Annotated in this window: 22 protein-coding genes, 1 tRNA gene and 1 pseudogene; 17 read left to right on the top strand and 7 right to left on the bottom strand. The window is 50.4% G+C overall.

The genetic code is table 11. From position 1 onward, the window contains the following. Window positions 1-210: 210 nt before the first annotated feature. Window positions 211-534, top strand: coding sequence for a PTS sugar transporter subunit IIA (locus EIP93_RS15590; RefSeq protein WP_010280285.1), 324 nt, complete (start codon window positions 211-213; stop codon window positions 532-534). Between the two features lie 90 nt (window positions 535-624). On the opposite strand, the gene EIP93_RS15585 is transcribed toward EIP93_RS15590, so the two are convergent. Next, window positions 625-1065 (bottom strand): (R)-mandelonitrile lyase, encoded by a 441-nt coding sequence (locus EIP93_RS15585; RefSeq protein WP_180745034.1) that lies wholly within the window; start codon window positions 1063-1065, stop codon window positions 625-627. A 277-nt stretch (window positions 1066-1342) separates the two neighbouring features. Here EIP93_RS15585 and EIP93_RS15580 point away from each other — a divergent pair, with 277 nt between their 5' ends. Both EIP93_RS15580 and EIP93_RS15575 read left to right on the top strand, forming a co-directional pair. Further along, window positions 1343-2236: a LysR family transcriptional regulator gene (locus EIP93_RS15580; RefSeq protein ID WP_125233351.1), complete on the top strand. Its 894-nt coding sequence runs from the start codon at window positions 1343-1345 to the stop codon at window positions 2234-2236. Between the two features lie 90 nt (window positions 2237-2326). Further along, a complete protein-coding gene (locus EIP93_RS15575; RefSeq protein WP_109224836.1) occupies window positions 2327-2713 on the top strand; it encodes a hypothetical protein in 387 nt (128 codons plus the stop codon). Between the two features lie 131 nt (window positions 2714-2844). Here the strand turns inward: EIP93_RS15575 and EIP93_RS15570 are convergent, their stop codons facing one another. After that, entirely contained in the window at window positions 2845-3045 is a 201-nt protein-coding gene (locus EIP93_RS15570) for a hypothetical protein (protein WP_103940934.1), read from the bottom strand. Window positions 3046-3369: 324 nt separating this feature from the next. Here EIP93_RS15570 and EIP93_RS15565 point away from each other — a divergent pair, with 324 nt between their 5' ends. The 6 genes from EIP93_RS15565 to EIP93_RS15540 all read left to right on the top strand — a co-directional run bounded on the left by EIP93_RS15565 (window position 3370) and on the right by EIP93_RS15540 (window position 9957). Beyond that, entirely contained in the window at window positions 3370-4506 is a 1137-nt protein-coding gene (locus EIP93_RS15565; RefSeq protein WP_125232944.1) for a D-alanyl-lipoteichoic acid biosynthesis protein DltD, read from the top strand. A 129-nt stretch (window positions 4507-4635) separates the two neighbouring features. After that, window positions 4636-5754, top strand: coding sequence for a membrane-bound O-acyltransferase family protein (locus tag EIP93_RS15560; protein ID WP_103862446.1), 1119 nt, complete (start codon window positions 4636-4638; stop codon window positions 5752-5754). Then, window positions 5751-7184, top strand: a complete 1434-nt coding sequence (locus EIP93_RS15555) for an AMP-binding protein (protein ID WP_125232943.1) — start codon at window positions 5751-5753, stop codon at window positions 7182-7184. The genes EIP93_RS15560 and EIP93_RS15555 overlap by 4 nt, the downstream gene beginning before the upstream one ends. A gap of 16 nt (window positions 7185-7200) precedes the next feature. Further along, on the top strand, window positions 7201-7422 hold the full coding sequence (locus EIP93_RS15550) for an acyl carrier protein (RefSeq protein WP_010300175.1): 222 nt from the start codon (window positions 7201-7203) through the stop codon (window positions 7420-7422). A gap of 226 nt (window positions 7423-7648) precedes the next feature. Further along, complete coding sequence (locus tag EIP93_RS15545; protein ID WP_116362693.1) at window positions 7649-8527, top strand: TauD/TfdA family dioxygenase; 879 nt, start codon at window positions 7649-7651, stop codon at window positions 8525-8527. Beyond that, window positions 8524-9957 (top strand): FAD-binding protein, encoded by a 1434-nt coding sequence (locus EIP93_RS15540; protein ID WP_125232942.1) that lies wholly within the window; start codon window positions 8524-8526, stop codon window positions 9955-9957. The genes EIP93_RS15545 and EIP93_RS15540 overlap by 4 nt, the downstream gene beginning before the upstream one ends. A gap of 90 nt (window positions 9958-10047) precedes the next feature. Here EIP93_RS15540 and EIP93_RS22940 read toward each other — a convergent pair. Both EIP93_RS22940 and EIP93_RS15530 read right to left on the bottom strand, forming a co-directional pair. Then, a pseudogene (locus tag EIP93_RS22940) lies at window positions 10048-10188 on the bottom strand (AbrB/MazE/SpoVT family DNA-binding domain-containing protein); the annotation flags it as partial. 165 nt (window positions 10189-10353) lie between these two features. Next, window positions 10354-10430, bottom strand: a tRNA-Arg gene (locus tag EIP93_RS15530). A 398-nt stretch (window positions 10431-10828) separates the two neighbouring features. Here EIP93_RS15530 and EIP93_RS15525 point away from each other — a divergent pair. Continuing rightward, window positions 10829-13282 (top strand): DUF3772 domain-containing protein, encoded by a 2454-nt coding sequence (locus EIP93_RS15525; RefSeq protein ID WP_125232941.1) that lies wholly within the window; start codon window positions 10829-10831, stop codon window positions 13280-13282. A gap of 80 nt (window positions 13283-13362) precedes the next feature. Here the strand turns inward: EIP93_RS15525 and EIP93_RS15520 are convergent, their stop codons facing one another. Both EIP93_RS15520 and dgcA read right to left on the bottom strand, forming a co-directional pair. Beyond that, window positions 13363-14223, bottom strand: coding sequence for a D-amino-acid transaminase (locus EIP93_RS15520; protein ID WP_103862247.1), 861 nt, complete (start codon window positions 14221-14223; stop codon window positions 13363-13365). 42 nt (window positions 14224-14265) lie between these two features. Continuing rightward, the gene (gene dgcA, locus EIP93_RS15515; protein WP_125232940.1) at window positions 14266-15246 is read right to left on the bottom strand and encodes an N-acetyl-D-Glu racemase DgcA; all 981 of its coding nucleotides are present in this window, start codon (window positions 15244-15246) and stop codon (window positions 14266-14268) included. Between the two features lie 368 nt (window positions 15247-15614). On the opposite strand from dgcA, the gene alaC reads away from it, so the two are divergent. Next, entirely contained in the window at window positions 15615-16856 is a 1242-nt protein-coding gene (gene alaC / locus EIP93_RS15510) for an alanine transaminase (protein ID WP_103862245.1), read from the top strand. A 107-nt stretch (window positions 16857-16963) separates the two neighbouring features. After that, window positions 16964-17377, top strand: coding sequence for a type II secretion system pilot lipoprotein GspS (gene gspS / locus EIP93_RS15505; RefSeq protein ID WP_103862244.1), 414 nt, complete (start codon window positions 16964-16966; stop codon window positions 17375-17377). Here the strand turns inward: gspS and gspB are convergent. After that, window positions 17374-17943 carry a type II secretion system assembly factor GspB gene (gspB, locus tag EIP93_RS15500; protein ID WP_103940944.1) on the bottom strand — a complete coding sequence of 190 codons (570 nt, stop codon included), beginning with the start codon at window positions 17941-17943 and terminating at the stop codon, window positions 17374-17376. The genes gspS and gspB overlap by 4 nt on opposite strands. A gap of 527 nt (window positions 17944-18470) precedes the next feature. Between gspB and EIP93_RS15495 the strand changes: the two genes are divergently transcribed. The 5 genes from EIP93_RS15495 to gspE all read left to right on the top strand — a co-directional run bounded on the left by EIP93_RS15495 (window position 18471) and on the right by gspE (window position 26593). Continuing rightward, entirely contained in the window at window positions 18471-20039 is a 1569-nt protein-coding gene (locus EIP93_RS15495) for a pectate lyase family protein (RefSeq protein ID WP_125232939.1), read from the top strand. 126 nt (window positions 20040-20165) lie between these two features. Then, window positions 20166-22145, top strand: coding sequence for a glycosyl hydrolase family 28 protein (locus tag EIP93_RS15490; RefSeq protein ID WP_125232938.1), 1980 nt, complete (start codon window positions 20166-20168; stop codon window positions 22143-22145). A gap of 50 nt (window positions 22146-22195) precedes the next feature. Beyond that, on the top strand, window positions 22196-23059 hold the full coding sequence (gene gspC / locus EIP93_RS15485) for a type II secretion system protein GspC (RefSeq protein ID WP_125232937.1): 864 nt from the start codon (window positions 22196-22198) through the stop codon (window positions 23057-23059). An 88-nt stretch (window positions 23060-23147) separates the two neighbouring features. Beyond that, window positions 23148-25100, top strand: coding sequence for a type II secretion system secretin GspD (gspD, locus tag EIP93_RS15480; protein ID WP_161973596.1), 1953 nt, complete (start codon window positions 23148-23150; stop codon window positions 25098-25100). Then, window positions 25097-26593: a type II secretion system ATPase GspE gene (gene gspE / locus EIP93_RS15475; protein WP_103862238.1), complete on the top strand. Its 1497-nt coding sequence runs from the start codon at window positions 25097-25099 to the stop codon at window positions 26591-26593. Before gspD ends, gspE begins: the two co-directional genes overlap by 4 nt.

The following is a 26593-nucleotide window of genomic DNA, read 5'->3' as shown; positions in this document are numbered from 1 at the left end:
TGTGAAATTAATTTCATCGGAAATGAGATATAACGTCATGATTTACAGAAACAAATCCTGATTTATCATCTATATTTACTGTGCAGGCTGTGAGTAGCGATACAACAAATGCACCGTACTTGCTTCGGTGTCACGTGCGCTTGTCTGCAATTTGGGGTTAATTGACCGACAAAAAGGTGACACAGCAACTGATATTCGGGGGATGGAAAAATGGATGTAGAAACGCGGATGATTGAGCTTATCGTTAAATCTGGCGAAACACGTTCCTGCGCAATGGAAGCACTGAGATCCGCTCGTCGAGGGGAGTGGGATCACGTCGATGAATTATTAAAAATGGCGGCGGTGGCGCTGAACCGAGCGCAATTGATCCAGACTGGATTTATTGGCAACCAGAGTAAGGAAAAAGCCAATATCGAACTTATCGTGGTACACGCACAGGATCACCTGATGAATGCGATGCTGTGCCGTGAGCTGGCTGAAGAGATTATTGAACTCAGAAAAGAGGTCTCTGGCGTCAATCTCCACATGCGCTAGCCGCATCGCTGAGCAAAGGGAAAAAGCCATTCAGCTTTCACGCTGAGTGGCTTTGCTGTTTCTACCCTTCGCCGATTTTTCCTTATGATGCTACTTCCCGTTTCCGTATTGCTCGTCGCTGACTTTTTCCAGCCAGTCGACTGGGCTGCCGTTAAGTGACTCGGCAATGGCAATGTGCGTCATCGCGGTTTGTGCCGTCGCGCCGTGCCAGTGTTTTACGCCTTCGGGTATCCAGACGATATCACCCTGATTGATCTCCTGAATGTCGCCATCCCATTCCTGAAGCCAGCCCCGACCCTGCGTGACGATCAGCGTCTGGCCGAGCGGATGGGTATGCCATGCGGTGCGTGCGCCGGGTTCAAAGGTGACCGTCGCGCCGCCAACCCGAGCGGGGGCGGTGCCCTGAAAGGGCGCATCAATACGAACGTTGCCGGAAAAATAGCTTTCCGAGCCAGGCTGGGACGGGTGTGAACCACTGCGAGTAATTTTCAAATTTTCCTCTCTTCCGGCAATCGCAGCCGGGGCTAACATGGATAACATCACGGCAGGGGCAGCAAGCCATTTCACTTTTTATGACGGACATCCTTGTCCGTCACCCTGCGGGCTGTCGCAAGCGATGTTGAAAAACATTACTGCGATTTATGAGAGAGCACCAGAGGGCAAAACCAGCAAGCGGCTATGAATTATATTCATTAATTGCGCCGCGTAATGCGGGCGCTATGTCCCGCTGCTGATTTTCAGCGTAGCTTAATTAGCGATTGACCATTTCACATGGACATCATTCATGCACCACTCTTCGGACACGCTGATGTTAAAAGAAAATTTTAATGACCTCATTTCGTTCCTTGTAGTGGCAAGAGAACGTAGTTTTACCAAAGCGGCGGCGAAGCTCGGGCTTTCCCAGTCGGCGCTAAGCCATTCGATTCGCGGCCTTGAAGAACGACTTGGCGTGCGGTTGCTGACCCGAACCACGCGCAGCGTCGCGCCGACGGAAGCGGGAGAGAAGCTGGCACATAGCCTCGGCCCGCACTTCGCGGATATTGAGAGCGAGTTGATTGCTCTGGGCGACATGCGCGAGCGGCCTGCGGGGAACATTCGTATCACGGCGGGGGAGCATGCGGTTGATTCGGTATTATGGCCGGTATTAAAGCCATTTTTGGCGAATTACCCCGATATTAACGTCGAAATTACGATGGATAACGCCTTAGCCGATATCGTTCTCGGCCGCTTTGATGCGGGTATTCGCCTGGGTGAACAGGTGGCGAAAGACATGATTGCCGTGCGTATCGCACCGGAAATGAGCATGGCGGTGGTCGGTTCCCCGAACTATTTAGCACGCAATCCTGCCCCCGCGACGCCACAGGATTTACAGCAGCACCGCTGTATTAACATGCGTCTACCGACGATGGGTGGCATTTATGCATGGGAGTTTGAAAAAAACGGTCGGGAAATCAAGGTGCGTGTTGAGGGACAACTGACCATGAATAGCCTGCGCCAGCGGATCGACGCGGCACTCATCGGGCTCGGTCTGGCCTATGTGCCGGAAGATTCGGTGCGAGATGACATTGCCAGCGGACGCCTGATTCGGGTGCTGACGGAATGGTGCCCGCCATTCCCAGGCTACTACCTGTATTATCCCAGCCGCAAACAGCATACCACCGCCTTTTCACTGTTCGTGGAGGCGCTGCGCTACCCGCGTTAGTGGTTGGGATAGTGGGCGGTGAGTCAGGAGATTAAAAAACGGTTGAGATAATCGATGCCCCAATAAATTTTGAATACTCAAGGAAATAAAATGTGTTTTGACAATAGTGACGCGCTTTTAGAGGTTTTTTCCGGTGAGTTTAGCGTGAGTGATGATGCCTGGACGCTGGATGCCGTGCGATGGACGTTTATTGAGAAGAAAAAGATTATCGCCAGCCTGAAAGGGAAAATGGAGAGCGGCCCGTTTAATGCAGAGATCGAGCTATTATGGCGGGAGGAATTTGGGGACTATTTCGGCAGAGGTAAAATTACCTATAACAATTATCGTGCGGAATATAAAACTAATAGTTTCGCAATAAAAATTATGGCGTCAGATATTTATAGAGAAGACGGTATCTGCGTTGTTGACGATGCTGAGTGGCTGGAAAATGGCTATCCGTATTCATTTTATGGCGATTTAGAACGCGTAGAGAATTGAACTAAATAGCGGTTTTTTTTCAATAATGACCGCTATTTATTTGTTTTGCTTATTAGCATGATTTTTTAATTATCGACGCTATGACAATACAGTGAGTATTCACTGAACTCCGATAAGAATGTCCTGTTACGTTAATGCCTTGACTGCTCACAGTGATTTTTTAGCTTCACCATTTCTGCTGGCGGCAAGGGGGCTGTCATCATCGTGCGGTATTTCATACACTCCGACGTTTCATCGTTAGGGGATTTTTTTGCACCGGACGAACAGGCGACAGCAAACAGGGTTATCGAGACGATCAATAGCTGATGGAGAGTGGCCTGATAGTTTTTCATACATCCGCCTTCTAACTTTTTTGTCGGTTGTCGATAAACCCAGACTCAAGCGCTTGGGTTGGGTTGCAACCACTGGACTTTCTCCCGCATATTCAGGCCGCGTAAGGGTGAATGCATGGCATAGAACCCTTCTCCTGCCTCGATCTCGTGGGGCCCGTCAGCCTTATTCTGTGACGGACATAAACACTGTACATACCGTTACACAGCAACGCTCATCATCGCAGATAAGCCTAGTATATAATCCAAAAATACAGGGATCGATTTACAGTGAAGATAAAAATTCACAAATTTTAAACAATAAATATTATGTAGCCTTACTTTATAATGAAAATCAAAAATACTCTCTGCTTACATATCCTGATGGCGACCCTTGCCATCCTGTTTCTTAGCGTTCCCCCGCTAGTGGCGAGCATTGATCCGGCGCTAACGTTCCAGCCACTGATTAACACAATGGAAGGGACGACAAAGGAACAAAAAGAAAAGATCGCCACCATTTCCCATGCGTTACAGGGGAATGCGATTTTCTTTCTCGGGGCTTCTGAGGTCTCGACCTCTGAGGACGAACATTACGCGGTATATAATTACTTTAATAACCAGCTACATCGTCCGGTCGTGGCCTATGGCGATAGCTATGTCGATAGCGTCACACATTTTTTACTGCTCTCGCGCTTTAAAAACGAGCTTAATGCTAACAGTAAGGTTGTTTTACTGCTGGCACCCGATAGTTTTTATTCAGACGGTATTCCCCCGGCCATTTTTGCCAACAATTTCCCTGCACCTGTTTTTAATCCGCTGATGAAGGATGAGCAGGCGCGTCCCTTTTTAGTCAATTATCTACAACATATCGATAAAGAAGAGATAAGCCATTTAACCTTCGGCCAAATGAAAGTCTATGGCTGGGATCCGCAAATTATCTGGCAGGAAGTGAGTTATCAATTTGCTAATTTCTGCGAGCTGATAAAAAACGACTGGCTGGCGATGCTACATATTGTCCCTCAGCCTGCACAACGGTGGCCTCAGCAGCCAACGTCCAACATGACTCCAGACTGGAATCGCGAGTTGGCGCAGGCTCATGTGCTGAACCAGTCTCGTCAGCAAAGTGCAGAGACATTGTGGATGGATAAAGCTGTGTTTGCAGACGATCAAACGCCGGAAGAGTGGGATAACGCGCCAATTGTGCCTGCACAGATGGAAGCATTACGGGCGACGATCCAACTGCTGAAAGCGAGCAACGCCCAGTTTGTGGTCATTGTCGATCCGATTAATCCGTGGGCGATTAATAACTCCCAGAAATTCCAGCCGGTCGACAGCCAGATCAGGTCGATGCTGGAAGAAAATCAGGTTCGTTATTTTGATATGTATGCGCAACCTTATCAGAACGGCTGGAATTGGGATCGCCTGCATCCAACTGAACCGGCATGGGTCGCGATGGATCAATTTATTGCGGAGAGTTTTAAATGATGAAAACTGCCATTCGCCTTTTTTTCCTTTATCTCTTTCTGGCAGTCACCATTGTCGCGTGGACCTCTGTTGATGAAAGCATGAGTTTAAAAGTGCATTTTGAATATCAAAAATTCTGAAGGATGAATGATGTACAGCTCCGGAATGTTTTTTTTCCTTCTGTTTTCATCAGCATTATTGTTTGCGCTGGTTAATCGCGTATTCAGTTATCGGCTGACGTATTTATCCGCCTTTTCCGTATTGGCGGTATTTGGCTGGGGATATATTTTCCAGGGGGATTATATTGTTCCCGTGGCCGTGTTCCTGAGCTTTTATGTTCTCGTCACCTTAAAAGAGAAAGGTTGGTTAAAAACCTGGCAAGCGGTCAGCCTGACGCTGCTGCCGCTGTTTTTGGTGAAATTACACCTCAACAACCACTGGGGCATGATCGGCCTGTCCTTTATGACCTTCCGCGCCATTGATGTGCTGCTTTATCGCAGCAAAAAAGATGGTCATAACGTCCTGCATTACTTCTGCTACCTCTTTATGCCTTTTATTATTCTGGCTGGCCCGATGTATCGCTGGCGGACATGGGTGAATGACATCAATAAACCGGTCTTCATCATTACCCGTGAGCAGTTTTTAGTGGCGATGGAGCAAATTTTTACCGGTATTATCCAGAAGTTCCTATTCGCCATGCTGATCAATAATCTGGTGATTGAGTCGTGGAGCCAGCGCCCGTTTACATTAAGCGTGGGTGTCGTGATGTCACTGGCCTACAGCGCCTACCTTTATTTTGATTTTGCCGGTTACAGCAATATGGCTATTGGGGCAGGGCGCTTATTTGGCCTGAATATCCCAGCAAACTTCAATATGCCTATTCTGGCTAAAAACCCGCAGGATTTCTGGCGACGCTTCCACATCAGCCTGTCTGAATGGCTGAGGGATGTGGTCTTTATGCCAATCTATATGAATCTGATGAAGCTCGACTTTTTCCGACAGAACAAAACGCTGGCGCAGAATATTGGCATCTTCTGCACCCTGTTTTGTATGGGGGCATGGAACGGGCTCGAACGACACTATGTCATTAGCGGCGCGCTGTTTGGCGCCATTTCCGTTGCTCACAACATGCTGCAGTGGTCAGCCAAACGCAGTCCAGCGCTGAGCAGTTGTCTACATCATCCGGTTATTGTGTTCATCGGTCGCATTCTGACGCTGGCAAGCGCTGCGGCCTCCCTCTACATCTTTAGCGGAATGTCTCCTCTATGAACCTTCACTCAGAGCTTCAGGAACTGCAAGATTTCCTCCGGGCGGCATTACTCGACCCCGCGAACCCAGATCAGTTGGCGATTAGCGGAAGCGATGACGCGATGACCTGGCAACAACTCTCTGTCGCCGTTACCAACTGGTCGGATCGCTATCAGCATTGTCGGCAGCCTGCTGGCTCGCCGGTTGTGTTGTACGGACATCAGCAGGCCGAGTTTGCCGTGGCAATCTATAGCTGCCTGCTGCACAACATTCCGTATATCCCGGTGGATTGCATCTATCCGCAGGAGCGGCTCAACGAGATTTGTCATCTGGCGAGCGCCCCTTATTATTACGATGTGGCGACCAGACAGTTCATTGCTACCGGTGAAGCGGGGCAGGCGTTGGCCGAGCAGGATCTCGCCTATATCATGTTTACCTCCGGCAGCACTGGAAAACCCAAAGGGGTGCAGATCGGGCGTGAAAGCCTGTGGCATTTCATGAAATGGGTGCGCGAGGACTTTGCGCTGCCTGACGTGCCCGTGCTGATGAACCATGCGGTGTTCAGCTTCGATCTCTCTCTGATCCCGCTGCTGGCGAATCTGGCAACTGGAGGGCACATCGTTCTGAATGCGAAAGAGGATATCGCGACAGAAAACTGGCTCGACCGCCTGAAAGACAACGGCGTTTCCGTCTGGGTTTCAACGCCCTCTTTCGCCTACCAGAGGCTGCTGTCTCCCCAGTTCAACAGTGAATATTTACCTGAGCTCAACGTCTTCGTGTTCATTGGCGAAGTGCTGAACAAAGCGCTGGTAAAACAGTTACGCCGTCGCTTCCCGCATGCCAAAATTCTCAACTCCTATGGCCCAACGGAAGCCACTATCGCGACCACCGTCATAGAAATCACCGATGAAATCCTGCACAGTGAAAATGACCTGCTGCCAGTCGGCGCGATGATGCCGGACTCCAGAATGGAAATTACGTCTGAGGGGGAGCTGATCATTTGGGGCAAAAACGTGATGCGTGGCTACCTCGGGCTCGCGAAAGAGAATGCGGAAAAACTGCTGCATCGGGAGAGCGAAGCGTTCCGCGGCTACAGAACCGGTGACTTGGGTTACGAAGACGGGCTACTGTACTGTCAGGGCCGCAATGACAGCCAGATCAAATTGAATGGCTACCGCATTGAAATCAACGAAATTGAAAATCGTCTGCTGGCGATATCCGACATCAGCGAAGCGGTTGTTTTGCCGCTGATGAAATCGGGTGGTGGCGTTTTACGTATCGCCGCGTTCTGCGTGACGAATTTAGCGCCAGAAGCGATTAAAACGTCGCTCTCGAAGGTGATTCCACCCTACATGGTGCCTTCCCAAATTATTATCAAAGATGCGTTGCCGCTTAATCCTAACGGCAAAATCGACCGTAAGCTGCTGGATACCCATGCCCGCACGATCTAATTACTCAGGAAAAATGATGGAACAAGAAATACTCGCGCTGTTTGAAAAGATCTTATCCCGCAAAGTGGGTTTTAACGATGAGCTGATTGAGTCCGATATTCTCGACTCTATTCTGGCGGTCGATCTGGTGCTGGAAGTGCAGGACGTTTACGGCTGTGTGATACCACCAACCGAAGTCGCCACCGTTCTGAAGACCCCGGCGGATCTGGCCCGCTACATTGAAGAAAACCGCGGCTAAGCCTGAAACGGCGACGGTTTTGCACGATTCAAAGACCCTGGATGCGTTTATCCGGGGTTTTTTATGGGTTTTTATTAAGGTCTATTATCTATTGGTGAAAAATAGGGAGGAGTGATTCTATATTCAAATCATCCTAATTATTATAATTGTATCCGTGGTGTTGAATATTTGTTGCCGATATTATCTGAAAGATCTTTCAACAATGGATAATACACGGAGAAGTAAAATGGACTCATTCACTTTAGAAGATCGATTTGATTATCAGCCTTTAATCAACTCTCAAGGTGAAACCTGTCATTTTGGTGTTCGTATTGAGCCTAAACAGTCAGGCGTACATATTGGTGAGTTATCGCCTACCTGGCTGCGTACATTGGTAGAAAACCAACAGTTAGTGATATTACGGGGCTTTGATAGCTTCACGAGTGCAGAAAATTTAACAACATACTGCGAAGCCATTGGTGACATTATGCAATGGCCGTTTGGAGCCGTGTTGGAACTGGTTGAACAACCCGATGCTACCGACCATATTTTTGCTAACAACTATGTCCCCCTGCATTGGGACGGCATGTACCTGAAAACCGTGCCGGAACTACAAGTTTTTCAATGCGTATCAGCCATTGGTGAAGAGCAGGGAGGTCGCACCACGTTTTCGAGTACCACTGCGGCGTTACGCTTGGCATCACCCGAAACCAAAGCATTGTGGCAACGTGCAACAGGTCAATATCAGCGTGCAGTCGAGCTATACAGCAGTACCGCGCTGGCTCCTATTATAGAACAACACCCTTACCGCACTTATCCCGTCATTCGTTTTTGTGAGCCACCGATTGCTGGCGATAAAGAATTTTTGAACCCATCGACTTATCACTTCTCAGGCATTGAACCTGAAGAGCAAGAACAATTACTCAGCAGCTTGCAAGACGCCTTATATGATCCACGGGTTTATTATGCTCATCAGTGGCAAAGCGGCGATATTGCGATTACAGATAACTACTCGTTATTACACGGCCGTGAATCTTATTCGAGCCAAAGTGGCCGCCATCTACGTCGTGTGCATATTCATGCTAAACAACCACTGAATAACCCACATTTGGTACAGCCGTCATGAAACCACAACATGTTGATCTCATGATTATCGGTGCGGGGCCTGTTGGTCTAGCCTGTGCCTATCTTGCTCAGTTGTCAGGTTTAAGCACCGTCATTATCGATAAATCAGAAGGGCCGCTCACGGTAGGCCGCGCTGATGCGTTAAACGCGCGCAGCTTGCAGCTGTTTGAAATTATCGGTCTATTCGATGAGCTTTACTCCTTAGGCAAACCCTGCAATACCAGCTCAGTCTGGTCAAAAGGTAAATTTATCTCACGCCAGTCTACCTGGTGGGAGGCTTTACAAGGCTGTTTTCACAAGCATTTTTTAATGATTGGTCAGGCTTATGTAGAACAGGCACTCGATAATAAGCTCACCGAGCTAAATCATGGCGTGCGCCGCAATACCTCTGTGCAAGATATTGCGCTGGAGGGCGACGGCTGCCTCACCACGCTCTCCAGCGGCGAGATCGTTCGCTCCCGGTACGTGATTGGTGCAGATGGCTCCCGGTCGTTTGTGCGCCAACACTTTGCTATCCCGTTTGAGATCACTCGGCCACAAATTACCTGGGCAGTGATTGATGGTGAAATAGAAACTGATTTTCCAAAAGTACCGGAAATTATTGTTTTCCAGGCAGAAACAGCCGATGTCGCCTGGATACCACGTGAAGGTAAAATTGATCGTTTCTATATCCAGATGGACAGTGAGGACTTCACGCAACAGCAGGCTATAGATAAAATTAATCATGCTCTGCAACCACATTACTTGAGTTTTAAATCGATTGAATGGTACTCACAATTCTCGGTTAAAGAGTCTGTCGCAGAACACTATGGCCTTGAAAATAAGCTATTTATCGCTGGCGATGCGAGTCACATTCACTCGGTGAATGGTGGGCAAGGGTTAAATACGGGATTGGCTGATGCATTTAACCTCATCTGGAAAATGGCGATGATTACTCATCATTATGCGCCCCAAACGCTATTACAGACTTACGAAACAGAGCGAAAAGCGGTCGCGCTGGAAGTCGTAAAAACGTCAGCGGAACTCGTGCGTTCAACCAAAACCTCAGATACCGGTACCCATGCTGATGATTACGTCAAGATTGTCGAAAAACGGGCGGGTTACATCACGGGTATGGGCGTTCGCTATGGAACAGACGGGCGTGTTGGCGAAAGGCTGCATGATTTCATGTGGAGGGATTCTCAATCTGGTCAGACAGGCAGAATTTACTCACAGCTAAATTATCGTTATTACAGTCTGCTCATCATTGGCACGGCAACTGTACCTGCATCACTGCCTGATATCGTCCATGTTCTGCACGTTGAGACGGGAAGTAGCCCCTATTCCGATCAATACCTGTTAGTTCGGCCAGATGGCTATATAGCAGCCACCGCTCCTCTCGACCAACCTTCCGCGATCGGTCATTACTTCAGTGACTGGCGAGTTCAATAGCATAAACATTGCCGGCTCAGTGGGATTGCACTGAGCTGGTTTTCCTCTGTCGGGCTGAGTGAAAAATGCAGATATTGAGTAGATATTTAATCATCGGAAATCTTCCCTGATCTGTTCATCAGGTTTCTCCCTCGTGCTCATGAAATCAGACGTTACCCCGTTCCCTTCAAACCAACTGTCCCAGCTTTCACCTGCCGTGATAATACGTGTACGGCCAATCGCGACGATGTCGGCATACGGTGGCTGTTGGTATAAGAGCTCATTGAACGTGCTGTTACCAACGAGTCCTACTTGATGTATGTAGATGTCGGTAGAGTGAAAACCGAGACTTTTTCGCTAATCCACTGAATTTCAGGCATAAAAAAAGACGTCGATTGACGTCCGTTTACTTCGAAATGGTACGCCCTACAGGGCTCGAACCTGTGACCTACGGCTTAGAAGGCCGTTGCTCTATCCAACTGAGCTAAGGGCGCATTTCAAAAAAGAAATGGCTGTTGCTTGTCACAACAGTGGGCTGGATTATACCCACACGTCCCAGTGAGTCAACGGGTTGGCGCTGGATTTACGCTATACGGTGAATCCCTGTACAACTTTTGTGACTGTCGCTTTCTCTGGTGTGACTTTTTTGCACAATTGCGAGCCTCGTCCACATTAACTACACATAGCAATGAGCATTTCAGTTTTATCTGCTGGATGCTTCCAGTAATTCTTTTCAAGTTATGATCGGGCGTATTCTGCATCCTGCGCTATTGGTACACTATGCCCGCATTCGTTGGGTTTTGGATGAGTGTGGGCTACTTTCACGTGCTGGGCTTATCGCTCAGTCATTTGTGGATCCGCTATTTTGTCGAACTTTGGAACCTTTTGATTTATGAACATTCTTTCATCCGCATTTTTGCGCGTTTGTCTGCTGGCGATGTTGCTGCTGCCTGTTGGATATGCATCGGCGGCGAGTGCGGATTCTGATCCTGACCCACAGCCCGCGCAGACCGATGCGCCCGTAAAAATTAATGTTGATGCCGAGTTGATCAAGCTGCAAAAACAGTTAGATAACATCAAACAGCAGGTTTCAGGCACCAATAACGACAGCAAATTTGGCGCGTTGAATGACACAACGCAGGAACTGGTGAATAGCGCCAACGAGCTTGCTAATGCTGTGGCGCCGCAGCGGGCTCAAATTCAGGCCCAGTTGGATGTCTTAGGGCCAGCGCCAGAGTCCGGATCCAGCATTAATGAAACCAGCGAAGTGACGCGTAAGCGAAACAGTCTGAATGCGCAAAAAGCAAAAATGGATGCGCAGATCGAGCAGATTCAGGCTTTACGCACTGGGGCGGCTAATTTGGCCGCGCAAATAGTGACTCTGCGCCGTAGTGCGCTGAAAACGCAACTGGCATTGAATTCCGGTAGCATTCTGGGGGGGCGCTTCTGGGCACCGCTTGTGGCTCCGCAGGCCGAGGATGTACGCCGCCTGAGCATCTTTCAGGAGCAATTAAGTGACGCCTTTACGGTGGCCTGGGAGCCAGACTGGCGTTACGGTTCCGCACTTCTGATTTTGATCGCCATGGCCATGAGTTCGGCGGGGCGTCGGTATCTGGAGAAATGTCTGGCCTGGGCGGGAATTAACTGGCTGCCAGAAGGGCGTCTGCGGCGGAGTTTTTTAGCCACGGCGTCGGTTATTTCAACTGTGGTCACGATCGGTATTGCGGTAAATCTGATCGACTTTACGTTTACGCGCCACGGTGAGGCTTCAGAACGCGTCGTGTCGTTCCTTGATGCGCTGGTGCGACAAGCAATTTTCTGTTCGATGATCGCTGGGTTGGGGCGCGCATTCCTTTCGAATCAGCGCCCTTCATGGCGCTTGCCCGCGATTGCTAACCCTGTCGCAAAAGCGATGAAGCCGTTTCCTGTGGTTGCCGCTGGCATTATTCTGATTTTCGGTTTTATTGAACAAGTCACGGCGACGGTAGGGACATCGGTCGCGGCAACTATTATGGTGAATGGCTTATCTGCACTGTTCCTGGCCTTTACTGCGGGGACGATCACCCTGAAAAGCGATCAGATCCGTCGGCAGATGGTGTACTCGGGGGAACAACCGGAAGCGCGTTCGACATTATCTGGCATTATTCATCTTGCCGTATTGGCGACGGCGTTTGCTATTTTGGTGTCGCTGGTCATCGGTTATATCTCACTGGCTCGCTTCCTGGCGTTCGAACTGGTGTGGATCGGCATGGTGTTCTCCTGCCTGTATTTGTTCTCAACGTTTATTACCGATATCTGCGAAAGCCTCTTTTCTCCCAACAATGCCTGCGGCAAGCGAATGAAAAATTCGCTTAATCTGGACGATCGGCATTTGGCTCAGGCCACATTGATTCTGTCGGCCGGTGGTAAAGTCCTGTTAATTTTAATGGCAGCCGTCGCCTTACTTAACGGAACGTTTGGTACGACGACCCCTCTGGAACTCGTGCAAAAAGCCGTTGAAATCTGGGGCGGAAAAGGGCTGGAAACGCTGAGCATCGTGCCGGCGCATCTGGTCAATGCTATTCTCTTTCTGGTGGTGGGGGTTTATGTTTTACGCTCATCAAAACGCTGGCTGGAAGATGAATTCCTTCCTAAAACGACGTTAGAACGCGGGATCCGGGCGTCGCTGGTGACGCTGTTCAGCAATATCGGCTACATCCTGATTATCCTGCTGACGTTGGCGACATTAGGGATTGAATGGAACAAGCTGGCATGGATTGTCAGCGCATTGTCGGTGGGTATCGGTTTTGGCTTACAAGAGATAGTGAAGAACTTTATCTCTGGCCTGATTTTGTTGACGGAGCGCCCGGTGAAAGTAGGTGACTCGGTCAGTATCAGCGGGGTTGAAGGGGATATCCGACGGATTAATGTGCGTGCAACGGAAATTCAGCTGGGCGATCGTTCGACGGTGATCGTGCCGAACTCCCAATTTATTTCGCAGAATGTGCGCAATATTACGATGGGGAACCCGTTTGGGGTTGCCACGCTGGCGCTGACGTTCCCGTTGGATATCGACCCTGAAGAAGTTCGGACGCTTTTGCTGGATGCTTACATCAGCCATGAGGCGATTCTGGAAACACCCGCACCGTCAGTGAAGTTCAGTCAGTTAAACCCAACGGGCATGGTACTGAGCGTCACGGGCTATGTCAGCAGCCCGAGAATGGTATCGGAAGCGAAGAGCGACCTGCTGTTTGAGATTATCAAGCGGCTACGGGCCTCAAATATTCCGCTGGCCGTACCGCAGAAGATGGTGCTGGAAAACTCAGGTCTTGCGCTGCCTGATAGCATTTCGGGTGAGGATAAATAATGTGCTCAGCTATCCGTTATCCGGCAGTGAACGGGTAACGGATGAACATCGAAGCCGTGCTTACAGGGTGTGGGGCGCGGCTATTCTCCCTGCTGTTTGATCATATCGAGATAAATTTCACGCAACCGCTGAGTAATTTTTCCAGGCTTGCCGTCACCGATTGTTTTTCCATCCAGCATCACGACGGGCAGAACAAGCATGGTGGCTGAACTGACAAAAATCTCTTTGGCGTGATACGCCTCTTCCGGCGTAAAAAAGCGTTCCTCCAGCGCAATGCCATCCTTTTCTGCCAGCTTTAGCAACGACTGACGCGTAATGCCGTGCAGAATAGCGTTGCTCAATGGGCGGGTCACAACCGTGTTGTCATGCAGGACGATATAGCAGTTGCAGGAGCTGCCTTCGGTAATGAAACCTTCTTCAACAAAGAAAGCATCGTCGGCCTGATTGGCATGGGCATACTCTTTTGCCAGGCTGGCGGCGAGCAGGCTGACGGTTTTGATGTCCCGACGCTGCCAGCGAATATCCTCGGTGGTGACAACGTGCAGGCCCGTTGTGGCTTTCGGGTTACCGACCAGCGAACGTGCCTGAGTGAATAAAACCAGCGTGGATTTGACGTCGGCAGAAGGGAAATAGAAGTCACGATCGCCCGCATTGCCGCGGCTAAGCTGTAAATAGATCGCGCCTTCTTTCAGATCGTTTTTATTGATCAGCTCATCGTGAATATCTTTGAGTGCCTCAGGTGTAACAGGCAACGTGAGCGACAGCTCGCTGCAGGAGCGTTGCAGGCGAGTGATATGGTCGGGGAAATCAGCCAGCTTGCCATCAATGACCGCCGTCACTTCATAGACGGCGTCGGCAAACAGGAAACCACGGTCAAATACAGAAATTTTTGCTTCATTTTCTTCTAAATACTGTCCATCAACATAAACAAGACGTTGCATCACAACACTCCTTAATAGTTGCTCAATGCAGGTTAACGCGCGTTATCCCCACAATAATGCGTTGGGCGGTAATATTTCGCTACCGTTATAGTGCAGCCCGTTAGTGCGATCGCGCTGCAAGAGCAGCGGGCCATCCAAATCGACCACTGCGGCACCTTGCGCCACGACAAAGGCGGGTGCCATCGAAAGCGATGTACTCACCATGCAGCCGACCATAATTTTTAAACCTTGTGCCTGTGCGTATTTTCGCAGACGCAGGGCTTCAGTTAGTCCGCCGGTTTTATCCAGCTTGATATTGATCATGTCATAACGGCCGACCAGAGCGGCCAGCGACTGACTGTCATGGCAGGACTCATCGGCACAGACAGGAATCGGACGGGGCAAGTCTGTCAGCACATCGTCTTTGCCTGCCGGGAAAGGTTGCTCGATCATCGTTACGCCAAGCGCGGCGAGTTCAGGAATCAGCGTCAGATAGCGTTCGGCGTCCCATCCTTCATTGGCGTCCACAATCAGACGTGCCAATGGCGCACCTTCGCGCACGGCAGCAACTCTGGCCAGATCGTCTGCGTCTGCCAGTTTTAGTTTGAGAAGAGGGCGAGTGGCATGATGTATTGCGGCGTGGCGCATGTGGTCTGGCGTATCCAGCGATAGCGTATAGGCCGTTTCCAACGCCGTAGGCGAAGGAAGATCCAAACGCTGCCAAATGCGCTGCTGATGTTGTTTGCATTCCAAATCCCAGAATGCGCAATCGAGCGCATTGCGTGCCGCGCCAGCAGGCAGGATGGTTTGCAGTGTCTCCCGATCTAAACCGTTATGGACGTCGTTGTGCAGTGAGGCAATTTGTTCCATTACGCTGTCGAGGGACTCGCCGTAGCGTGAATAAGGAACGCATTCGCCGTAGCCTGTCACGTTGCCGGACTGGAGCGCTACCACAACGACATCCGCCTGACGCTTGCTGCCGCGTGAAATGGTAAAGGCGCCTTCTATTGGCCAACTCTCGGTGAAATATCGCATCTCAGTCATAAGCTTACTCTCGGATTAACTATCCTGTGCCTCACTGGCATAAATGCCTTATTTGCAAGGCCTGAGCGGGTCATCAAGTGTAATGCTTCTTCCGGTGCGTATTCTTCATTTTTCGCGATTTTAGCCAGAAATTGATGAGGCTTAATTCCGGGCTGGAAAAATTTATGAGCGCGGTATCGACAGAGCGAATTATCTGAGATAGCTTGAATCAGCTCATCACACTTCAGGTCGCCTGTACCCTTGTAGTTAACGAAAGCTGTAGTTAACGAAAACGGGTTTACTGCGATTTGAATGATGTTGAGTAGAGTGCCTTTGCAGGCACTGCGTCGCTCGGACGGTCCGGGCGCTCACGTTAATTCGAGGATGTTATGGCTGATTCTACTTCTCCGCGCCGTTTTACGCGCATCGATCGTCTTCCCCCGTATGTATTTAATATTACTGCTGAATTAAAAATGGCTGCGCGTCGTCGCGGCGAAGATATTATTGATTTCAGCATGGGTAACCCTGACGGCCCAACACCTCCTCATATCGTGGAAAAACTCTGTACGGTTGCACAACGCGAAGATACTCACGGGTATTCGACATCCCGAGGCATTCCGCGCTTACGTCGTGCTATCTCCCGCTGGTACGCCGATCGCTATGAGGTTGATATCGATCCTGAAAGCGAAGCTATCGTCACGATTGGCTCCAAAGAGGGGCTGGCGCACCTGATGCTGGCAACGTTGGATCATGGCGATACGGTGCTGGTGCCTAACCCCAGTTACCCGATTCACATTTATGGTGCGGTGATTGCTGGGGCGCAGGTGCGTTCTGTGCCGCTGGTAGACGGTGTCGATTTCTTCAATGAATTAGAGCGCGCTATCCGCGAGAGTATTCCTAAACCGAAAATGATGATTCTCGGTTTTCCGTCGAACCCGACAGCACAGTGTGTCGAGCTGGATTTCTTTGAACGCGTTGTGGCGTTGGCGAAACAGTACGGCGTGTTGGTGATCCACGATCTGGCTTATGCCGATATTGTGTATGACGGTTGGAAAGCGCCGTCGATCATGCAGGTTCCCGGCGCGAAGGACATCGCGGTAGAGTTCTTCACGTTGTCAAAAAGCTACAACATGGCGGGCTGGCGTATCGGCTTTATGGTCGGCAACCCGGAGCTGGTCAACGCGCTGGCGCGAATTAAGAGCTACCACGATTACGGCACGTTTACGCCGTTGCAGGTGGCGGCGATTGCTGCATTGGAAGGCGATCAGCAATGTGTACGGGACATCGCCGAGCAGTATCGCCAGCGCCGTAACGTTTTGGTGCGTGGTCTGCACGAGGCAGGCTGGATGGTTGATGAGCCAAAAGCGTCAATGTACGTCTGGGCGAAAATTCCTGAAGCCTATGCGCATCTGGGGTCGCTGGAGTTTGCCAAGCGACTGCTGTCGGAAGCGAAGGTTTGCGTCTCCCCCGGTATTGGCTTTGGCGATTATGGCGATACCCATGTGCGGTTCGCCTTAATTGAGAATCAGGATCGTATTCGGCAAGCGGTGCGCGGTATTAAGGCCATGTTCCGTGCTGACGGTCTCTTACCGACCACCAAATCCTTACCCGGCAAGGGCACGGCTGCCTGATGTCCACCGCTCCCGGTTGTCTGACCGGGAGCACATAAACATGCCGTGACAGCGGCTTATCATTTGCTAGAATGCCTACCGTTAATCTCAATCAGGATGAGTTTGTCATGTCATTATCACTGTCTAAAATTTCTGCGTTAACGCTGCTTTGCGTCACGCTGGCCGGGTGCCAACAAACAGGAACGTCTGCCCAAAAAGGAACGGTGGCAGGTCAGTCTTCTGCGGTAACGGTTTCTCCTAACGATCAAATGAATCAACTGGCGTCGCTGGTGGCGGCTACCCGCTATCTCAAATCGAAGTGTAACCGCAGCGATCTGCCCGATGATGCGACGGTTGCTAATGTCGCGTTGGCTGTAGCAAAACAGCGAGGCTGGAATGTCGCGAGCTATCAGGCTTTACCGCAGCGCAGTGAAAGCCTGTACCAAGGGTTATTGAAAGACAGTACGCCAAAAGAGGCGCAGTGTTCGGAATTTAACCGTACGCTGACGCCGTTTATTGATGCCATTCGCAGCCGAGGCTAAGGCGTAGCGTTTCCACTTTCATCGTCGGCGGAACGTTCATTCTCGTTGAATTTTCCGCCCGGCCAATCTTCCAGCGCTTCCAGAATAAACACCTCGCCTTCTACGCTGAAAATGGTCATATCCTGCTGGATCTGCTCTATGGTCAGCCCTTCTATTGGTGAATCCCCTTCACGGAATTGCAGACCGTTGAGCGTGATGCTGCGCTTGGCTTCATCCGATGTATAAACATGCGCGCTGTAGGCCAGCGGCGGAATCTCACCATTGCTGATGGCGGGTAGCGGCAGCGTGGTCCTCTTCTCTGAGGAGGCTGGCGTATGGGTATGGGGGGCTTCTTGATGAGGTGTCACCGCAGGAGTCGCTGGTGTTTGCTCCTCTGCCGCAGGCAAGGTGGCTGCTTGAGCCGCTAAAGTGGTTGTCGGAGAAGCGGGGCTCCCCCAGCGCTGATGGCTGAACCAGCCGAGTGCGATAAAAAGCAGAGCATAAATAATCATCAGATAACCGGGCATTGGGTATCTGGCAAGCAGCGCTGGCTGTGAGTGTGTCGTTGCGTCCGGTGCGTTATCCACGCGCTCATCCTTTAGTGTTTAGGGGGTACTTAGGTCGTGTAGCATCACATCATAAACCAAAGTCGGGCGAGTAGGATGGTGCCGTCTGCCTTATTTTGCAAAAAATAGAAAGAGCCAGAAAACTGAATCTCTCGGTTATGTGACAGTTCCTCCAATTTGATTAAAAACTATTACAGTCATAATAATCACAGATGGAATCTTGATGCGGGTCGCAAAAAAAACGTGTGAATTTGCTTTAATGAAACCATGTTTTACCATTGTAGGTATGACGTTTCTTTTTGTGTTCGATAATCAATCAGCGTGGGGTGGTGCCATCATCATTTAATTAACAGTCCCGAGTGTTAGTGGGCAGTATTATCATGTGGTTTTTTACTACAGATAGTGTGCTGCTTTTTTATCAATAAGGGACGTGCCAATCTGCCACGACATTAAGAATAAAAGTACTTTTAAAGTATGCGATTAACATCGCAGGGTTTTGTGCGGATTTATTTTTCTATTTTAATAATTAAAAAATACTGAGGGATAAAATGCTTAGAACGGTTATTGGGACTGGTCGTTTACGCTCCTGTGCGGTAGCTATTGCCCTTTCCGGGATCGTGCTTTCTGGGTGTGATAATAGTCAGAAGCCCGTGGCAGAAGCGGCTCCGCCAGATTTGCAAGTGAAAACGGCACCGTTTGGTTGGGCTGCGCAATATCATAATACGGATGGTAAATTTTATGCGACGACGGGGGGCGAGGGTGCGCATGAAAATAGCATTTATGTCGTCACCAGCCGTCAGGAATTAAAAGATGCATTAAATAATATCCGCAGCCCCCGTTATATCGTCGGTGATGCCGATGCGGAATTGAAGGCAAAGTTAGAACCAAAAATTATCTACTGGCAAGGCACTATCCGTGGTGATGACTTAGGCAATGGACGCTATGCCAATGCTGAGGATTATAAAACTAAACCGAATAAAACAACGTTTGATTTTGATTTATACGTCAAAGCGTTCGATCAGAATTATATGGCGCAGTTGAAAGCGACGGCAGATGCCGGTGGAAGCGACGCAGCGGCAGCCAGCACACAGCTTAATCTGTTGAAAAAGCAGAATGGTCAACGTTCGCAGTATGCCAACAACCAGAAGGCGCAGATTCAATTTCAGGTACCGCCAAATACCACGATTTTAGGCGTGGGTAGTGAAGCAAAACTGGTGGAAGGCTATTTATCCCTCAATACCCTGAGCAATACGTTCGGTAAAACGGATAACAGCAACATCATTATCCGTAATATTACGTTTCAGGCACCGCGTGACTTTGCTCCAGCTTGGGATGCAGGCGATGGTGATAAAGGCAACTGGAATGCGCGTTATGATTCCGTATCGATTAATGCCAGTAAAAATGTCTGGATCGACCACTGTACGTTTACGGACGGTGACTATCCAGATCATTTAGAACCGGTGTTATTTGGCAAGCATATCCAACGCCACGACGGCTTGCTGGATATAGAAGATGGAGCCGACTACTTGACGATTTCCTACAACATCTTCGCCCAACATGACAAAACGGTATTAATTGGCTCCGGCGATGGTGATAAAGGGGAATACCGAATCACTTTTGAAGGCAATTTATGGGACAACAGCGTGCAGCGTTCACCGCGTGTGCGCTTTGGTCAGGTGCATTTGCTGAATAACTACCATCGCGGGGCAACGGATACGAATTACCCCATTCTGTATGCCATTGGGATGGGCTTCGATTCATCCATTCTTTCCGAAAGTAACGTGTTTAATTTCCAGGGCGGCGGGGCGGATGAAAAGCTGATTATCGGTGCCTACAAAGGAAGCAAATTTAAAGACAACGGCTCCTGGTTCAATGGCAATCCGGCAAGCAATTTGAATCAAATCGCAGTAGACAAATGCAGCACATTGCAAGAAGCCGAGAAGGCCGCCGCTACAAATTCTGGGAAAGCCGTACCAGCATGGGCGCTGGAAACCTGCACCAATGAGCTGGAATGGAGTCCGCCTTATGTGTATAGCGCAGGGAAATCCATCGCTGCCGTTGAGAAATATGTTCTGGAAAATGCCGGCGCGGGGAAATTGGATATTTCTCTGCCGTAGAACGTCTGTTTCAACTCATTATTTTTATCTGTAAACCCTCTGCCGATAGGTTTCGCTCTGTGGCAACGATCCTGCCGCAGGGCGAAATACATCGGGAAAAATAATAGTAAAAATACAGGAAATGCTATGACTGACTTTTTACCTCGTACCCGTCTTACGCTCTGCGCGACATTAGTCCTGAGCGGCCTGATTGCCGGATGCAGCGATAGCGACTCAACGCCGGATGTCGGTGTTGATCGTTCCGCCGCGCCACAAAATCTTAAAGTGCCGACGTTGGCTTATGATGACAGCAGCGTGGTACTAGCCTGGGAAAAACCGACCAAACCTGCCGCTGGCATTAAGGATTACCGCGTCTACATGAATGGAACCTTACTGGGCGGAACCATTGATAACCAGAACACCCATTCGCCGGCCAAGCCATATATCGATAACTTCTACAATTCAATCGATACCGATAACTGGCATGTCCGCGTCAGCTTCCATAATTTCAAGGTCGCTAATCTGTCATCGGAAACGGAATACCGCTTCACGGTGCGTGCGCTTTATGACGACGGCAAAGAATCCGTTGATAGTGAAACCGTCGTGCAGAAAACGACGGCGACGCCAGCTTCACTGAATGTGACCAACTATGGTGCGAAAGGGGATGGCGTAACCAACGACACGGTGGCGATTCAGAAGGCGATTGATGACTGTACGCCAACTGCGTATCCGAAAGGGTGTAAAGTTGTGGTTGACGGTGGAACGTTTAAAACGGGGGCGCTGTTCCTGCATAGCGATATGACGTTTGAAGTCGCGAAAGGTGCCATATTACTGGGATCGGCAAACGGTGACGATTACCCGCTCGCCCGCGGCTACTATCTCTACCCTTACAGCTCACCTAAGTTGCCGAAGCGCCCACCTTCGCTGATTAACGTACTGGAAGCGGACGATCAGGGCAGCAGCCATGCAGGCACCTTTAAAAATATTCGTATCGTCGGGCAGGGCACGATTGATGGCAACGGCTGGACGCGTGGCATTAAAGCCAGCGATACAAACATTACTGAAATTGATGAGTTAAAGAACGAGTTACCGCTCTATCGTGCAAGTAAAGCGGCCAATGTTGGCAGTGACGGTATTCTGGCAAAAGACCAAACGGCAAAAGCCGTTGCTGAAGGAATGCTACTGGATGAGGCGTACAAAAACCGACGCTCCAGCCTGATGACGTTGCGCGGCGTGAGCAACATGTACCTGGAAGGGTTGACGATTCTGAACCCGGCTTTCCACGGTGTGATGGTGCTTGAATCCGAAAATGTGGCAATGAATGCGCTGGTACACACGACGTATGATGCCAATAATGCGGATGGCATTGAATTCGGCAATAGCCAGAACGTCATGGTATTTAATAACTTTTTTGATACGGGTGATGACAGCGTAAACTTTGCTGCGGGATACGGTGCCGAGGTGGTGACACTGGGGCAAAAAGCGCAGAGCGGTGCCTGGATCTTCAATAACTACTTCCGCCGTGGGCATGGCGCGGTGGTCACGGGTAGCCATACCGGTGCCTGGATTGAAAAAATTGTTGCTGAAGATAACGTAATGAATAAGACGGATGTTGGCCTGCGCATGAAGAGTCGACCCTATTATGGTGGTGGCTCGCGTGACGTGGTATTCCGTAATAACGCGATGCGTGATATTGTCAACGAGCCGTTTGTGTTTACGATTAAATATAAAGCGGACGTGAACGATACCCAGCCCGCCGCTGAGCCTGCACAGTTCCGTGATGTGACTGTTTCCAACGTCACGGTTGATGGTACAGCGAAGAAAAACAGCATCATGGTCGATGGGATGACTGTGGCTGAAATGGCTGATGCGTATAAGTTCTCTTTTGGACGTGATGCCTATCACCAAGGCTTGCATTTTGAGAATGTAAAATTCAAAAATGTAAAAGCGACGGACATTACGTTCCTGAAGAACAGTGAATTTAAAAATGTCATTTTTGAGAATGTACCGGGAGCCTGGAATTTCGGACATATTGACAATATCAGGCTCGAAGACCGTGTAAATAATGATGCCGCGCTGACGACCAGCGGTGATGAGACCATCACCCGGGAAGCCGCAACGGAATAAGGCATTTTCCCCACGCTAATCGGCGTGGGGAGTATTATGGATGATTACCTATGGCACGATTGCAAGCTTTCAAAGATCCGTCTTTTAATTCGTTGGTTGCCACTTTTCGGTCACTGCCAGCTCCACTGATCCGACGTATCGCGTTGGGGCTGATTTTGCTGCTGATTTGTCAGCAGTTGGCCGTATTGACCTGGCGCTTTATCCTACCTGAAGACTCACGCATTGCTGGCGTGTCGGTCGCGCCTGCCCAGGCGAAAGAAAAACCCGCTACGCCGGGTGATTTTACCTTATTCGGCCATGCCCCCGATGCCGATGCGTCTGCGGTTAACAACGCCGCATTATCCGGCGATATTCCGCTAACTTCGTTAAATATCAGCCTGACTGGGGTGTTGGCGAGTGGAGACGCCAAGCGTTCGATTGCCATTATCGCTAAAGATAGTCAGCAATACAGTCGCAACGTCGGCGATGCCATTCCGGGCTATGAAGCCAAAATTGTGACTATCTCTGCCGATCGTGTCGTGCTCCAGTATCAGGGGCGTTACGAGGCGCTGCATTTGTATCAGGAAGAAGCAGCAGCTGACGCACCGTCGTCGTCTGGCGCATTTAGCCAGGTGAAAGACGAGATACAAAAAGATCCCTTCTCGGCGCAGGACTACCTGACCATTTCTCCCGTCACGGAAGAAGAAGTACTGAAAGGATATCAGCTAAACCCCGGCAAAAATCCCGATCTTTTCTACCGAGCAGGCTTGCAGGATAACGATCTCGCCGTGTCATTAAACGGCATGGATTTACGCGATGCGGATCAGGCACAGCAGGCGATGGCGCAGCTAGCCGGGATGAGCAAATTTAATTTGACCGTCGAACGTGATGGTCAACAGCAGGATATATATCTGGCACTGGATGGAGACCACTAATTTGTTTAGCAAGGGACAGGGATTTTTTAAGCGTCAGGTTTTTTCGAAGAATAAAAACCAGTGGCTTGGTCATTTACGCCGCAAGGGCATGTTATTGCTCAGCGGGAGCGTTTTGCTAATGGCGTCATCATTGGCGTGGAGCGCCGAATTCTCCGCCAGTTTTAAAGGCACGGATATTCAGGAGTTTATTAATACCGTCAGTAAGAATCTGAATAAGACAGTCATTATCGATCCGTCGGTCAGTGGAACAATTACCGTACGCAGCTATGACATGATGAATGAAGAACAGTATTACCAGTTCTTCCTGAGCGTGCTGGATGTCTATGGATTCACCGTGATTCCGATGGATAACAACGTCCTGAAAATTATTCGCTCGAAGGATGCGAAATCGACGTCTATGCCGCTGGCCACTGATGAACGGCCGGGCATTGGCGATGAAGTGGTGACGCGCGTCGTGCCCGTCAGCAACGTTGCCGCCCGTGATTTGGCACCGCTGCTGCGCCAGTTGAATGACAACGCTGGTGCCGGGAGTGTGGTGCATTACGAACCGTCGAACGTGCTGCTGATGACCGGCCGCGCGGGGGTGATCCAACGGCTGATGACGATTGTCGAACGAGTTGATCAGACGGGCGATCGGAATGTGACCAGCATACCGCTGTCTTACGCTTCCTCAACGGAAGTGGTGAAGATGGTGAATGAGCTGAACAAGATGGATGAAAAATCCGCCTTGCCCGGCATGTTGACTGCCAACGTGGTGGCGGACGAGCGAACCAACTCGGTGCTGGTGCGCGGCGAGCCGAATTCACGCCAGCGCGTGATTGATATGGTCAAGCAGCTCGATCGCCAGCAGGCGGTACAGGGCAACACCAAAGTTATCTACCTCAAATACGCCAAGGCTGCCGATCTGGTCGAAGTACTCACTGGTGTTGGCGACAGTATCCAAACCGATCAGCAAAATGCGTTGCCCGCGCTGCGTAAAGACATTTCGATTAAGGCACACGAGCAAACCAACTCCCTGATTGTGAATGCCGCACCGGACATCATGCGCGATCTGGAACAGGTGATTGCACAGCTGGATATTCGCCGTCCGCAGGTCTTGGTTGAAGCGATTATCGCGGAAATACAAGATGGTGATGGGATGAACCTGGGCGTGCAGTGGGCCAATAGAAATGCCGGCGTAACGCAATTCACGAATACGGGATTACCAATCACGACCATGGTGGCAGGGGCGGACCAGTTTCGACGTGATGGGACGGTTAGCGCAGCAGCGACAACAGCACTTGGCGGTTTCAACGGGATTGCTGCCGGTTTCTATCAGGGCAACTGGAGCATGCTGCTGACCGCGTTGTCCAGCAACAGCAAGAACGATATTCTGGCAACGCCCAGTATTGTGACGCTGGACAATATGGAAGCGACGTTTAACGTCGGTCAGGAAGTGCCCGTATTGGCGGGTTCGCAGACGACATCCGGCGACAACGTTTTCCAAACGGTGGAACGTAAAACGGTTGGTATCAAACTGAAAGTGAAGCCCCAAATTAACGAAGGTGACTCTGTTCTGCTGGAAATCGAACAGGAAGTCTCCAGCGTGGCAGATTCTGCCTCCAGCAGCAGCTCCAACCTAGGGGCAACATTCAATACGCGTACCGTTAATAACGCGGTGCTGGTCAGCAGCGGCGAAACCGTGGTGGTGGGTGGCTTGCTGGATAAAAGTACCAATGAGTCTGCAAGTAAAGTGCCCCTGTTGGGCGATATTCCCGTGCTGGGGTATTTGTTCCGTTCCAACAGCACAGAAACGAAAAAGCGTAACCTGATGCTGTTTATCCGTCCTTCCATTATTCGCGATCGCAGCCAATACCAGAGCGCCTCCGCCAGTAAGTATCACTCGTTCAGTGCTGAAGAAAATAAACAGCGAAACGTGACTAATGGTGAGGGAGGGCTTCTGGATAACGATTTGCTGCGTCTGCCGGAAGGTGGGAATGCTTATACGTTCCGTCAGGTTCAGTCTTCGATTGTGGCGTTCTATCCGGCGGGCGGGAAATGAGTGACGTTGCCTCCCAGATTATAGAATTACGCCCCATACTGCCTTTTGCCTATGCCCGATCGCAGCAAATTCTGCTGTTGCAGAGGGAAAATGACGCGAGCCTGCAGACGATTTGCGTCGCGCAAACGCCGCCAGCCGCTTTGCTGGAAGCGCGTCGGATTGCGGGCTGTTCGCTCAAGATTGAGCGCGTTACGGATGAAGAATTTGAGCGGCAATTAGTCATTAGCTATCAGCGCGACTCGGAAGAAGCGCGCCGTATGATGGAGGACATCGGTAATGAGATGGACTTCTATACGCTGGTGGAAGAACTGCCAGACAGCGACGATCTGCTTGATGCCGACGACGATGCGCCGATTATCCGCCTCATCAACGCCATGTTGACCGAAGCGATTAAGAATAAAGCGTCGGATATTCATATCGAAACGTATGAGCGCTATTTGCTGATCCGCTTCCGCGTTGACGGCGTATTGCGTGAGATTTTGCGTCCACAGCGTAAGCTGGCTTCTCTGCTGGTGTCGCGTATCAAGGTGATGGCAAAGCTGGATATTGCCGAAAAGCGTGTCCCGCAGGATGGACGTATGGCGCTGCGGGTGGGGGGACGGGCGATTGATGTCCGTGTCTCCACGCTGCCGTCGAACTACGGTGAGCGCGTCGTGCTGCGATTGTTAGATAAAAACAGCGTTAAGCTCGATCTTGAACTGCTGGGAATGTCGGAACGCAATCGGCAACTGCTGGACAGCCTGATCCATCGTCCCCATGGCATTATTCTGGTCACTGGTCCAACAGGTTCGGGGAAAAGTACCACACTTTACGCTGCGCTCAGCCGCCTGAATGCCTCGGAACGTAACATCATGACGGTGGAAGATCCCATCGAGTATGAGCTGGAAGGCATCGGGCAAACGCAGGTCAACACCAAGGTGGATATGACGTTTGCCCGCGGGCTGCGTGCCATTCTGCGTCAGGACCCGGACGTTGTGCTGGTGGGGGAAATTCGTGATGGTGAAACGGCACAGATTGCCGTGCAGGCCTCGCTGACCGGTCACCTTGTGTTATCCACACTGCATACCAATAGTGCGCTGGGCGCTCTGTCTCGTTTGCAGGATATGGGTGTCGAGCCTTTCCTGCTGTCAACTTCTCTGCTGGGCGTACTCGCGCAGCGTCTGGTCAGGACGCTGTGTTCTGACTGTAGCCAGCCGCAGCCGGTCGATCCGGTTCAGGCTGAACAGATGGGGATCGCGCCCGGTACGCTGCTGCATAACCCCGTTGGCTGTCCGCAGTGTAGCTTTACCGGCTACCGGGGACGTATCGGCATTCATGAGCTGGTGCTGATTAATGACGACGTCCGCGCCGCGATCCACCGCAGTGACGGTGAAATGGCGATTGCGCAGATTCTGGGGGGAAGTCGAACCACCATCCGTCAGGATGGGCTGGATAAGGTACTGGCGGGGCTCACGACCTGGGAAGAAGTGATCCGCGTAACCAAAGAGGAATGA

The sequence above is a fragment of the Pectobacterium versatile genome (genome assembly GCF_003932035.1).
GTDB classification, from domain to species: domain Bacteria; phylum Pseudomonadota; class Gammaproteobacteria; order Enterobacterales; family Enterobacteriaceae; genus Pectobacterium; species Pectobacterium versatile.
This window is presented reverse-complemented; position numbering and strand designations above follow the sequence as displayed.